This window comes from Megasphaera stantonii (assembly GCF_003367905.1).
In the GTDB taxonomy this organism is placed as follows: Bacteria; Bacillota; Negativicutes; order Veillonellales; family Megasphaeraceae; genus Megasphaera; species Megasphaera stantonii.
Window position 1 is genome coordinate 1085120 of the sequence record NZ_CP029462.1, and the last position, 13023, is coordinate 1098142.

The 13023-nt window shown below is 52.9% G+C and carries 11 protein-coding genes; 5 read left to right on the forward strand and 6 right to left on the reverse strand.

Going from position 1 to position 13023, the window contains the following annotated elements; genetic code table 11:
* The first annotated feature begins 404 nt into the window (after positions 1–404).
* The 4 genes from DKB62_RS05125 (at position 405) to DKB62_RS05140 (ending at position 3223) form a co-directional block, all read left to right on the forward strand.
* Positions 405–1100 (forward strand): AzlC family ABC transporter permease, encoded by a 696-nt coding sequence (locus tag DKB62_RS05125; RefSeq protein ID WP_087477568.1) that lies wholly within the window; start codon positions 405–407, stop codon positions 1098–1100.
* Positions 1097–1426: a branched-chain amino acid transporter permease gene (locus tag DKB62_RS05130; RefSeq protein WP_198643558.1), complete on the forward strand. Its 330-nt coding sequence runs from the start codon at positions 1097–1099 to the stop codon at positions 1424–1426. The genes DKB62_RS05125 and DKB62_RS05130 overlap by 4 nt, the downstream gene beginning before the upstream one ends.
* A gap of 124 nt (positions 1427–1550) precedes the next feature.
* Positions 1551–2219 (forward strand): 3'-5' exonuclease, encoded by a 669-nt coding sequence (locus tag DKB62_RS05135; protein WP_107196749.1) that lies wholly within the window; start codon positions 1551–1553, stop codon positions 2217–2219.
* 26 nt (positions 2220–2245) lie between these two features.
* The gene (locus tag DKB62_RS05140) at positions 2246–3223 is read left to right on the forward strand and encodes an AEC family transporter (RefSeq protein ID WP_107196748.1); all 978 of its coding nucleotides are present in this window, start codon (positions 2246–2248) and stop codon (positions 3221–3223) included.
* Positions 3224–3290: 67 nt separating this feature from the next.
* Here DKB62_RS05140 and DKB62_RS05145 read toward each other — a convergent pair whose 3' ends face one another.
* The 4 genes from DKB62_RS05145 to DKB62_RS05160 all read right to left on the reverse strand — a co-directional run bounded on the left by DKB62_RS05145 (position 3291) and on the right by DKB62_RS05160 (position 9526).
* Positions 3291–4430 carry an acyl-CoA dehydrogenase family protein gene (locus DKB62_RS05145; RefSeq protein ID WP_107196747.1) on the reverse strand — a complete coding sequence of 380 codons (1140 nt, stop codon included), beginning with the start codon at positions 4428–4430 and terminating at the stop codon, positions 3291–3293.
* 188 nt (positions 4431–4618) lie between these two features.
* Positions 4619–5974 (reverse strand): acetyl-CoA hydrolase/transferase family protein, encoded by a 1356-nt coding sequence (locus DKB62_RS05150; RefSeq protein WP_331225483.1) that lies wholly within the window; start codon positions 5972–5974, stop codon positions 4619–4621.
* Positions 5975–6150: 176 nt separating this feature from the next.
* Entirely contained in the window at positions 6151–8226 is a 2076-nt protein-coding gene (gene fusA, locus DKB62_RS05155) for an elongation factor G (RefSeq protein ID WP_087477573.1), read from the reverse strand.
* A 109-nt stretch (positions 8227–8335) separates the two neighbouring features.
* Positions 8336–9526, reverse strand: a complete 1191-nt coding sequence (locus DKB62_RS05160) for a M20 metallopeptidase family protein (protein WP_087477574.1) — start codon at positions 9524–9526, stop codon at positions 8336–8338.
* A 220-nt stretch (positions 9527–9746) separates the two neighbouring features.
* On the opposite strand from DKB62_RS05160, the gene DKB62_RS05165 reads away from it, so the two are divergent.
* The gene (locus DKB62_RS05165) at positions 9747–11114 is read left to right on the forward strand and encodes an aminopeptidase (RefSeq protein WP_107196745.1); all 1368 of its coding nucleotides are present in this window, start codon (positions 9747–9749) and stop codon (positions 11112–11114) included.
* 110 nt (positions 11115–11224) lie between these two features.
* On the opposite strand, the gene DKB62_RS05170 is transcribed toward DKB62_RS05165, so the two are convergent.
* Both DKB62_RS05170 and DKB62_RS05175 read right to left on the reverse strand, forming a co-directional pair.
* Positions 11225–12166, reverse strand: coding sequence for a hydroxyacid dehydrogenase (locus DKB62_RS05170; protein ID WP_107196744.1), 942 nt, complete (start codon positions 12164–12166; stop codon positions 11225–11227).
* A 20-nt stretch (positions 12167–12186) separates the two neighbouring features.
* On the reverse strand, positions 12187–12933 hold the full coding sequence (locus DKB62_RS05175) for a metal-dependent hydrolase (RefSeq protein WP_157949749.1): 747 nt from the start codon (positions 12931–12933) through the stop codon (positions 12187–12189).
* Positions 12934–13023 lie beyond the last annotated feature (90 nt).

Genomic DNA, 13023 nt, shown 5'->3' on the forward strand with positions numbered 1-13023 from the left:
TTTCCGCGGTGCCACCCAAATTGGCTGTCTCCAGCCCAGCTCTACATGTACGGCCTATGCGATACACGCTTCTTTGATATCGGTGGAAATACACCGGCAGGCCCTACTAGTCGCCGTTCAGGCCGCGTCTCCCGAATCCATTCCATAGGCTGATCTGGGCCGAACTCCCACTGCCATCGGCTCGCTGCTCCTGTCGCTGCATATGTACTCGTTTCGTTCATAGACTTCATTTATAAAATTAATATAAGTATACCTGAAATTCGCCTCTTGTCAATACTAATACAGCTGCCGCAGAAAATCTGCCTCTGTCTTGGTTGACGATATAAAAAACGTTCGGTACTATATGAATAGATACCATATACATGCCCGCTCTCTGCCAGTGGTGTACTAAGGAGTTGATCTTCATGAAACGCAAGGCCTTTCAGGCTGCCCTGCCTTATACGCTGCCGATTTTCATAGGATTCCTGTTTATCGGACTCTCCTACGGCTTCCTTATGGCCAGCAAAGGCTTTTCCATCTTTTATCCAATCATCATGAGCATCGTCATCTTTGCCGGCGCGATGCAGTTTGTCGCAGTGTCGCTTCTGCTGTCAGCATTTCACCCGCTGTATGCGTTTCTGATGACTCTCATGGTCAATGCCCGCCATTTGTTTTACGGCATTTCTATGTTGGAAAAATACAAGGGCACGGGATGGAAAAAACCGTATCTTCTCTTTGGCCTCGGCGATGAAGCTTTCTCTATCAACTGCACCGTCGAACCGCCGGCCGGCGTAGACAAAAACTGGTTCCGATTCTTCGTCACCCTCCTGATTCACCTATATTGGATTGTCAGCACAGTTTTAGGGGCTGTACTGGGAGCATATATCCGCTTCGATACGACAGGCATTGATTTCGTCATGACCGCTTTATTCGTCGTCTTGTTCCTTGGACAGTGGGAACACAAAAGTGCGCGACGCTCAGCCATAACCGGTATTGCCTGCACGCTGCTGGCGCTGGCAATATTCGGCAGCAGCCAATTCGTTATCCCGGCTATGATACTCATTACTGGAATTTTGTTGTGGAAAAAGAATGTATATCTGACTAAGGAGGACCCCTTATGATTATGACACCCTTTGAAATGCTGCTGACCATTGGCGCTATCGCCTTGGGGACAATGCTTACCAGGTTTCTTCCTTTCCTTATCTTTTCCAAAGGCAATCCGCCGGCCTTCATTTCCTATCTGGGCACGGTACTGCCTCCGGCAGCAGTTGGCCTGCTCGTCGTCTATTGCCTGAAGGACGCCGTGTTTACGTCCTATCATGCCCTGCCGGAACTCATCGCCATTGCGCTCATCGTTCTTCTTCATAAATGGCGGCACAGCATGTTTCTCAGCATCGGCGGTGGCACGGCTTTTTACATGTTCCTCGTCCAAGTCGTCTTTCGCTGACTCTATATGAATGCATAGAGACAGGCCATATTTTCTATAGGTTTTATGGCCTGTCTTGTGTTATAATGGGTGCTATGAATATTGCAGAAAGCAGTTTGAAAAGGTTAGAAAGGAGCTTTGATACATGAACGCAGTATTCGTAGACTTTGAAATGAACCCTATCGGACGGAGCCAGAAGGAAGCGCGCCGCATCTGCAAGGGAGAAATCATCGAAATAGGCGCCGTCAAGATCAACGAGGACGGCGAAGAAATAGGGTCGTATAAAGAATACGTCCGGCCGGAATACGCCACGGAAATGAACGCCACCTGTCAGGAACTGACGGGCATCACCATGGACATGCTCGCCGACGCGCCCCATTTCAGCCAGGCCTTTGCCCATTTTCTCAGCTGGTGCCGCGACTCGAACGGCAACGACTACGAAATGTACGCCTGGAGCGAAAACGACTGGCGGCAGCTGACCTGCGAAATGCGGCTGAAAAAGCTGGACATGGCCGACGAGGACATCCGCTGGATGCTCGACCACTGGCAAAACTTCCAGCAGATTTACTGCAACCTGCTGGGGCTGGACAACGTCATTTCCCTGGACAAGGCCGTCAGTACCCTAGGAGAAACCTTCGACGGCCAGATGCACGACGCCCTGTGGGACGCCCGCAACACGTCGAAGCTGTACGTCCTGTCCAAGAAGAAGGACGAATTCCGCGACATTATGCAGCCGATTATCGACGCGACCAAGCCTGCGGAACCGCTGACCTTCTCCTTGGCCGACGCCTTCCGCGCCGCCATCCGAAAATAATCATTGCAGAAAGAAAGGGATTTTATTTGGGCGAAGCAAGCTCTCGCATTCTCTATATTTTTCTCGACATCGTCCTGCCACTGGCCGTAGGCTACGCCTTAAAGCAGCGGCGTCTCATGTCGCCGTCCCAGTGCAATTTTCTCATCCGCTTCAACATCATCTGCGTCATGTCCGTCCTGGCCCTGCTCAGCATGTGGGTCCTGCCGCTGAAGCCTGACCTGTTATCGCTGCCCTTCTTCGCGTTTTTCAACGCCTTCTTCCCCCTAGCTATCATCTTCCTGCTCCACCGGCAGCGGCGGTTTACCGACAAGATAGACAAGGGCAGCTATCTCATTTCGGCTATGCCCTCCAACACGACGGCCCTGGGCGGCCTGTGCGGCTACCTGCTGTACGGCGAAGTCGCCTTTGCCTACTCGCAGATCATCGGGGTATTCCAGGGGCTGGTCATGTTCTTTGTCCTCTTCCCCATGGGCTACTATTACCACAACAGCGGGCAGACAACGAATATCCCGGCCTTCTTTAAAGCCAACTGGAAAAACATCTTCATCAACTGGAACCAGTTGTCCATTCTCGCCATCATCGCCGGCATCCTGCTGTACGTCTCCGGCGTGCCGAGGCCGGCCGTATTGGGGCAGATCTTTCAGGGATTGGTTCACGTCAACGCCTGGGCGGCCTTGCTTCCCATCGGCTACCTCATCGATTTTTCCCATCTCAAGGTATACTGCAAGCCGACCCTCGACCTCATCCCCATCAAGATGATCCTGACGCCGGCCGCTTCGTACGTGCTGGCCCTGCAGTTTACGTCCGACCCAGTGCTGCTGGGCTCGCTGCTCATCATGATGGCTACGCCCTGCGCCATCAACGCCTTGGTGACGGCGCGGCTCTATGACTTGAACGTCAACCTGTCCATGGCCCCGTTCATCACGACGACGATTTTGTATATTCTCATCTTATACCCGGCCTTTTACCTCCTCGTGTCCCTGGGGTATCTGCCATTTAAATAAAAAGCGTATCCGCGCCGATTTGCCGGATACGCTTTTTTTACTTGTGATGACAAGGAAATGACGCTGTCTACTTTTCCGCCAGCACGGCGCTGCCGATGACGACCCGCAGGATTTCATTGGTCCCTTCGCCGATTTCCATGAGCTTGTTGTCGCGCAGGAGACGTTCTACATTGTATTCCTTGCTGTAGCCGTTGCCGCCCAGGATCTGAATCGCGTCGAGACAGATCTGCGTCGCGTGAGTAGAGGCCAGCAGCTTGGCTTCAGCCGCCAATTTCGAGCAGCGCACTCCCGTAGCCTTTAAGGCCGCCGCATCGTAGAGCATCAGGTTCATGGCATCGATATACATGGACATATTCGCCAGCTTAAAGGAAACGCCCTGGAACTTGGCGATAGGCTTGCCAAAGGCCACGCGCTGCAGGGAATATTCCTTGGCAATCTGCATGGCGTGCTCGGCAATGCCCGTAGAAATAGCCGCACAGCTGATGCGGCCGCCGTCCAGCCCTTCCATGGCGTAGACGAAGCCCTTGCCTTCTTCGCCGAGGAGGGCGCCGGCAGGCAGCTTCATGTCATCAAAGGTAAGGCCGTGCGTATCGGAGCTGCGCATGCCCATCTTGTCCTCTTCCTTATCGACGATCAATCCCGGCGTACCGGCATCGACCAGAAACGCCGAAATGCCCTTGGCGCCCTTTTCCGGGTCTGTAATAGCCATGACGACGTAGTAGTCGGCAATGCCGGCGTTGGTAATCCAGGCCTTGGAGCCCTTGACGACGTACGAGCCGTCAGCCTGCTTTTTAGCCCGTGTCCGCATACCCGCCGCGTCGGAGCCCGAATCAGGTTCCGTCAGGGCAAAGGCAAATAATTTCCCGTCGGCGACAGCCGTCAAGTATTTCTCTTTCTGCTCGTCGCTGCCGTGGAGGCGAATCATATCGGCGCAGACCCAGCTGATTTCCATGGACATGGCAAATCCGGCGTCGGCCCGGGCCAATTCGTGCGTAATGACGGCGCATTCCACGTCACCCAATCCGGCTCCGCCATAGGCCTCGGGAATCGGCGTCGCATGCAGTCCCGTCGCGATGTATTTCTTATACAATTCCGGATTCCACCCCGTTTCGTCCATCTGCCGGCTCAGCGGCGCCACTTCCTTTTGGGCAAAGGAGCGAACCAAATCCCGTACGGCTAATTGCTCTTCCGTAAAGTTGTATCCCATACCAAGACCTCCCTTTTATTAAATCGAGTATATTTTTAATTATACCAAAATATTTCAAATAAAATCCATATTTTCCCTTAACTTCGCGCCTGTCATCAAAAAAAAATAAAAAGCCCCCGCCGCGAGAGATGGAGAGTCCATAACTCGCAGCAGGAGCCTTCATGCAGCGTAAAGGAAATACTATCCTCTTACCGTTTGTTGCTGTAACGCCAAATCTTCATGTCGTCAGCCGCTTTAATCAGATCTTCACGGAAATCGGGGTGAGCAATGCTGATCAGCTTTTCGGCACGTTCCCATGTAGACGAGCCCATGAGGTTGACCATGCCGTATTCCGTTGCTACCCAGTTGACCTGAGAGCGCGGGTCCGTGACAATCGTGCCGGGCAGGAGCGTCGGTTTGATGCGCGATTCGTCTTTGCCCGTCTTCTTATTGTGGAAGGTCGAGCGCAGGGCGATGATGCTCTTGCCGCCGCGGGAACGATAGGCGCCGTCGGTGAAGTCCAGCTGTCCGCCGCTGCCGCTAATGTGATGCGTGCCCGACGATTCGGAGGAAATCTGGCCGAACAGGTCGATGTCCACGCAGTTGTTGATGGAAATGAAGTTGTCGAGCTGTGCGATAACGAAGGGATCGTTTACATAGTCGACGGGATATGCGGCGAGGAACGGGTTGTCGTCGATCCAGTCGTACATATCCTGCGAACCGAGAGCGAAGGCCCAGGAAGCCTTGTCGCGGTCTACGGCCTTCAATTTATTCGTCAGGCGGCCTTCCTTATACATCAGGTAGAAGGCGTCGACAAGCATTTCCGTATGCATGCCCAAGTCCTTCAAGTCCGATTCAGCGATCATAGCGCCTACCGTATTCGGCAAGCCGCCGACGCCGAGCTGCAAGGTCGCGCCGTTCGGGATTTCTTTCACAATCATTTCAGCGATCTTCGTATCGATTTCGTCGCCCGTTTTAAAGGGAATGGTCGGCATGGGGATACTGCCGGCTTCGACGATGGCTGCTACGTCGGAAATATGGATCTGTTCACCGCGTCCGCCGAGCGCACGGGGCATCGCTTCGTTGACTTCTACGATGACCTTTTTCGCTTTTTTCGTAATGGCTTCATTGGCGGAAATGTTCAGGCCGAAGTTAAAGAAGCCGTGTTTATCCATCGGAGCAACCGTAATCATCGCTACGTCTACGTCGAGGATGTCGCGGTACATCGACGGTTCGTTGCGGTAGCACATGGGGATGAAGTTCATCAGCCCCTGGGCGCACAGCTTACGGTCATAGCCGCTCATATGCCAGTTCATAGCCGTGAAGGTTTCACGGTTGGGGTCGACTTCTACGACAGCACGAGGCGCAAAGGTAAAGGACATACGTACCTTGACGTCCTTTAATTCTTCCTTACGGCCGGCCAGTGCCTTGTCCAGCAAAATAGGCTGAGACGTAGCCATTCCATAATCTACCCAATCACCTGATTTAACGAGTTTTACTGCTTCTTCCGGCGTCGTCAGTTTCTGCCGGTACATATCTGTCCACTGGGACATTGTACTCACCATACCTTTCTAAGCGCTTGTTAATAAGTTCTGTATTTCACATAATAATTATAGAACGTTTAACGGTTTTATACAAGAAATTTTTTCAACTTTTCAATATATAAATCGCATAGCTTGGGTATCGAACTATTAGAAAGACCCTTGCGCACAGCTGCGCGCAAGGGCCCGTGAGGAGGGATTTATTCTTTTTTCGCTTCCTGCGCCTTGGCAATGATTTCGTCCATCAGCTTTTTAGGAACTTCTTCATAAGCGAAGAATTCCATGTTGAACGTACCCTTGCCCTGCGTCATGGAGCGAAGAACCGTGACGTAGCCTTTCATTTCCGACAGGGGAACCTGCGCCTTGACGACGATGATGCCCTTGCGGTTGCGGTGATGTTCCATCCCGAGGATGCGGCCGCGGCGGCTGCTGAAGTCGCCCATGATGTCGCCCATGTATTCTTCCGGAACGACGACGTCTACGTTGTAGACCGGTTCCAGCAGTACCGGATTGGCTTCGGGAACGCCTTTCTTCAGCGCCAGGGCTGCCGCTACCTTAAAGGCCATTTCCGACGAGTCGACGGAGTGGTACGAGCCGTCTTTCAGTGTAACCTTGATGTTGATCATGGGATAGCCGGCGATGAGGCCCTTTTCCAGCGTTTCCTTTACGCCCTTTTCAACGGCCGGAATATATTGTTTTGGTACGGCGCCGCCGAAGATGTCGTCGACAAATTCGAAGGATTCGCCGTTCGTAAGGGGTTCGATATCCAAGATGACGTGGCCGTACTGTCCATGGCCGCCGCTCTGTTTCTTATGCTTGCCTTCGGCCGTAGCCTTGCCCTTGATCGTTTCGCGGTACGGAATATAGACGTCCTGCAGCACGCCTTTAATGCCGTATTTCCGTTCCATCTTGGTCATGATATGGTCGAGGTGGACGTCGCCCATGCAGCGGACGATGAGCTGCTTGCCTTCTACGCTCTTTTCGACCTTGCAGGTCGGGTCTTCTTCACTGATGCGCAGCAGGGCGTTCATCAGCTTTTCTTCGTCGCCTTTCTTTTCCGGAACCATCGCTACCGTATGGAGCGGATTGGGGAAGCGGACCTGATCGTATACGACGGGCGATTCGGGCAGGGCGAAGGTATCGCCTGTGCGGGCGTACTGCAGCTTCGGCAATACGACGATATCGCCGGCGACGGCTTCCGTAACGGGAATCTGTTCCTTGCCGACCAGAGTAAAGAGCTTGCCTAATTTTTCATCCTTGTCCTGCGTAGCGTTGTACAGCTTGTCCCCTTCCTTGAGGGTGCCGGAGAAGACGCGGACGTAGCTCAGCTTGCCGGCGAAGGGATCGATGAGCGTCTTAAATACGAAGCCCGTAAAGGGTTTATTCGGATACACGACGACGGGTTCGCCCGTCTTCTTGTCTTCGCCCATCATGACCTTCTGCGAAGCAGCCGGCATGTAAGTAATAATGCGGCGGAGCAGTTCGGCCGTACCGATATGGGAGTTGGCGCTGCCGCACATGACCGGGCAGACCCGGCCGGTCAGCATGCCCTGACGAAGGCCCTTGCGCAGTTCTTCCAGCGTAAGCTCTTCGCCTTCGAGGTATTTTTCCAGCAGTTCGTCGTCGCCTTCAGCGGCGGCTTCCATGCACATTTCCCGTACTTCGCGTGCTTTCGGCATATATTCGGGCGGAACCTTGATTTCTTCGCATTTCCCGTTTTTCCATTCCCAGGCTACCATCTTGCACACGTCGATGATGCCGCGGAAATCCTTGCCTTCGCCGATAGGAATCTGCAGGGGCATGATGGATTTGCCGAAGACGGCGCGCATCTTTTCCAGGCAGCCGAAGAAATCGGCGTGTTCCACGTCCATCTTATTGACATAGAACATGCGGGGCAGCTTCAATTCTACACCGTAGTCCCAGGCCCGTTCCGTATCCATTTCTACGCCCGATTCGGCCGATACGACGAGCAAAATGCCGTCGCAGGCCCGTAGGGCGGCCCGTACTTCGCCGCAGAATTCCGAATAGCCCGGCGTGTCGATGAAGTTCATCTTGTAGCCTTCCCATTCGCAGGGAGCTATACCGAGCTGAATCGTAACGTTGCGTTTGATTTCTTCCGGTTCAAAGTCCATGATGTGCTTGTTGTCCTTGCCTACGCCGACGGCGTCGACGGCGCCGCAGGCCAGGAGCAACGATTCGACGACGGCCGTCTTGCCGGCGCCGTCATGGGAGAGCACAGCTACGTTGCGAATTTGTTCACTGGTATATTCTTTCATACATAAATCGCCTCCTATGAATCACGTTACTTATAGGATTCGTGACATAGAGGCGATTTTCCTTTTTTATATTATAATTTTTTCTAACTTATTTGCGAAATTTGCAAGACTATTGGTTCTCCATAGCCCGGCACACCAGAGATGCCATGAGTTCCGCGCCGATAGGCAGGCAGTCTTCATCTACGGCGAAACGCGAGTTATGCAGGGGATATACCGCATCGCCGGCCTTCGTCGCGCCGAGCCAGAAGAAGGCGCCGTCGCAGGCCTGCAAGTAGCCGGAAAAATCTTCCGCCGTCATGGCCGGTTCCTGCACGTCGGCCAGGGCATCCCGGCCAAAGCAGTCCGCCGCGACGGACGCGACGAAATCAGCCTGCCGCTGCGAATTGACTACGGCGGCATATCCCCGCTCGTAATGCAGCTCGCTCTCCGTGCCGTACATCGTATCCAGCCCCCGGAGCATGTTGCCCAACTGCGCTTCGACCATGTCCTGAGCTTCTGCATGATAGGTCCGGCACGTCCCTTCCAGCTCTACTTCGCCGGCGACGATATTGTAGCGCGTGCCGCCGCTGATGCGGCCGAAGGTCAGCACTGCCGGATACAGCGGGTTAATCTGCCGGCTGATAATATCTTGGGCCGCCGTGATAAACTGCCCCGCCGCGACGATCGCGTCGACGCCCTTATGAGGCATGGCCGCATGACTGGATTTCCCCCGGATGACGATGCGGATATGGTCTGAGGCGGCCATCATCGGACCGGCCTTGACGCCGATCGTTCCCGTCGGCAGCGTCGGCCATACGTGAAGGCCGTATATGGCGTCAACGCCGTCGAGCACGCCCGCTTCGACCAGCCCCTTCGCGCCGCCGCGAGGCGATTTTTCCTCTGCCGGCTGGCAGATAAACACGACTGTCCCGGCCAGCTCGTCCCTCAATTCGCTGAGAACCTTTGCCGCCCCCAGCAAGATCGCCATATGGCCGTCATGGCCGCAGGCATGCATCTTTCCCTCGCACTGAGACGCAAAAAGCAGGCCGGTCTGTTCTGTAATGGATAAGGCGTCCATATCGGCCCGCAGGGCAATAGTCGGCCCAGGCCGCTTCCCGGTCAGCGTACCGACGACACCATGGCCGCCGGCGACGCCTTCCTGTACGTCTACGCCGAAGCTGCGCAGCGTCTTCGCCATATAGGCCGCCGTGCGTTCCTCTTCATTGGAAATTTCCGGATATGCGTGAAGCTTCCGGCGCGCACAGCGCATATCTTCCGTACATTGTTTGACTAATTCCTTAATTCTATTCTGGTTAATCATGGCGATTCCCCCTCGCAACCTAAACTACCCCAGCCTGCATACGTCATATGTCGCGTTCAGGCATTCATAAATTGTGTTTTATTATACTATAAAATGTGTAAAAATACAAAGAAATTTTCTCCATTTCTGCAAATCTCTCTATATGCCCTGGCCGGTCTTTCCATTTATGGCGATACGGATTATAATGTAAGATGATATTTTATCTCAAAGGAGGATGCACATGAAAGCATTTGATATGGAACAAAGCGCATGGGCCCGTTTTTCCTCGGAAGAACGGCGTCGCATGGAAGAATACAGCGCGGCGTACCGCCGTTTTCTGGACACGGCCAGGACGGAACGGCTCGCCGCCAGAGAAATCATCCGCCAGGCCGAGGACGCAGGATTTAAGCCCTTGTCGGAATACACGGCCCTGAAGGCCGGCGACAAAGTATATTGGAACCAGAAAGGCAAGTCGGTCATCCTCGCCGTCGTCGGCTCCGAGCCGCTGGAACAAGGCATGAAAATCGTCGGCTCCCACATCGACTGCCCCCGCTTGGACTTGAAAGCCATGCCCGTCGTAGAAAAAAATAAAATCGTCTACTTCAAAACGCACTACTACGGCGGCGTCCTGAAATACCAGTGGGTCTGCATGCCCCTGTCCCTCGTCGGCGTCGTCTACACCGCCGACGGCCGTCAAATCGACATTTCCATAGGCGAAGACCCGGACGATCCCGTATTTTTCATCAACGACCTCCTGCCGCACCTCGGCAAGGACCAGGCCGCCAAGAAGCTGGGCGAAGCCATTACGGGCGAAATGCTCATGCCTCTCGTCGGCACGTACAGCGAAGAAGAAAAGACGAAGCCTCAGATTTTGGAATTGCTGCGGGAAAAATACGGCATTACGGAAGAAGACTTCACCAGCGCGGAACTGGAAATCATTCCGGCTCAGAAGAGCCGCGAAGTCGGCTTGGACCGGTCGCTCCTCATGTCCCACGGCCACGATGACCGCGTATGCTCTTACGGCAACCTGGCGGCGATCCTCAGCGCCGCTCCCTGCGCGAAGACCCAGGTCGCCCTCTTTGCCGACAAGGAAGAAATCGGTTCTGTCGGCAACACGGGCGTCCACTCGTCGTACTTCCTCGACTTTACGGCGGAAATGCTGGCTCTGCAGGGCCGCACGGAAGAGCTGTACCTGCGCCGGGCCCTGCGCAGCAGCGAAGTCCTGTCGGCCGACGTAGCGGCAGCCTTCGACCCGATCTTCCCCGAAGCCTACGAAGAAACCAACTCGGCCAAATTAGGCTATGGCATCTGCCTGTGCAAGTACACAGGCGCCCGCGGCAAGGCAGGCAGCAACGACGCCAACGCCGAATTTTTAGCCAAGGTACGCCGCATCTTCAATGACGCCAACGTCCCCTGGCAGGTCGGCGAGCTGGGCAAGGTCGACCAGGGCGGCGGCGGCACCATCGCCTATATCATGGCCAACTGGGGCTGCGACGTCGTCGACTGCGGCGTCGCCATGCACAGCATGCACGCGCCGCTGGAAATCGTAGCCAAAGCCGACGCCTACTGCGCCTATTTAGCCTACAAAGCCTTCTTTGAAAGCAAGTAACTCCATATAGTAAAAACGGACAAAACCTGCCGACGATCTGCAGCAGGCTTGTCCGTTTTTTTTGTTGGATGTCAGATTATGATGGAAGCTGTCCGAAAACAGCGAATTCCTTATTTTACGCGCAGGCCTAAATTGGTCAGCGTCGGTTCATCCCGCGCTACGCGCAGGATTTCATCGACGGCTCCCGTTCCCATATTGATGAGCGCTTCCTTCGTATTGGCCCCGTTATGGGGCGTGCCGACGAAGTTTTTCTGCCGGAACAGCTCATGATCCTTCTGCACCGGCTCGACGACCCAGGCGTCTACGGCAGCGCTGAAAATTTCCCCGTCCGCCAAAGCCTGGCTCAAGTCGTGCTCGTTGACGATGCCGCCGCGGGAGGCGTTGATGATGATGGCGTTTTTCTTGCACATCGCCAATTCACCTGCAGAAATCATATTGCGCGTCTGATCATTCAGAGGCACCGATACGGATACGACGTCGCAGGTCTTATAAATATCGGTCACGTCGTCCGTATAGGAAAAGCCCATGGCTTCAGTCTTTTCTCTGCCCAGAAAGGGGTCGTAGGCCAGCACGTCCATGTCGAAGCCGCCTTTGAGGCGCTTGCCGACGATGGCCCCAATATGGCCGATGCCGATGAGGCCGGCCTTTTTCCCGGAAATTTCCTGACCGCTCAGAAACATGGGCTGATTCCGCTCCAGCCCTTCCATGCAGGCTTCGTGGCTGTACGTAATCTTGCGGGCGCAGTCGAGAATCAATCCGATAATCAGTTCGGCGACGGAATTGGAGTTGGCCGTCGGCGTGTTGGTCACGAGAATCCCTTTCGAAGCGGCGTAGGGAATATCGATATTGTCCGTGCCGACGCCGTGCTTGGCAATGATGCGCAGCTTCGGCATGGCGTCTATAAATGTTCTATCAACCGTATTAGCTCTAACAATAATAGCTTCTACTTCGGATAGTTGAGGATCTTTTTCATCCCAAGTAATAATATCTAAATGTTTTCTTGCATATTCTAATGCTTCTTGAGAAATGGGTTCTAAAATATATGTTTTCATAAGTATATCTCTCCAATTTGTTATTCTTTAACTTTCCCGTTATAGCTCTTTCTCTCATAGGAAAATACTTGTCCAGGTTTTAAAATAACAGGTTTAACTCTTGTTTTTTCTAGTGTTGTCGCAAATTTTTTAGGTTCTAATGAGTCAGGGGGATAATGCATAGGAATAGCAACATCAACATCCATCCATTTTGCTACCAATGCAGCCTCTTCTCCAGACATTTCAATCGGACACCCAGGCAAATTATCCATTCCAATAATTGCTATATCAACAGGATATAGTTCACTATATAATTTTAAATCACTAAAGATACAGGTATCTCCGCTAAAATAGATTCCCGTTCCATCTTCCATCCTAAAAATATAACTTAAAGCCGATCCACTTAATATTTGTTCTTTATACTCTACCATCGATATATGATGGGCAACTATCGCACGGATACCAATATTCTGATACGTAAGCGCAGTACCATAAATCATTTTAGTAATATTTTCTTCTTTTATGCCTTTGTCAATTGCATGCAACGCAACTTCCGCTCCACAAAATAAGTGAGCATTGTTTTGTTTACAAATCTCAATAGCATCTCCTAAATGATCCCATGCGCCATGAGTCACTGCAATCATATCAATATCATGCACTTCTTCTGGCATTATAGCCGCAGACTTATTAGTTCTTAACCACGGATCTACTAAAAGATTTTTGCCATTAATTGTTCTTATTAAAAAGCAAGAATGCCCTAAATATGAAATTTCAAACGTATTATTCATCTTCATCCTCCTCCATTTTTATATTTAATTTTCTTGTGGCTGAAGAGGTTTACGAACCATAAACCATGAAACAGCCGATGCTGCAATCAA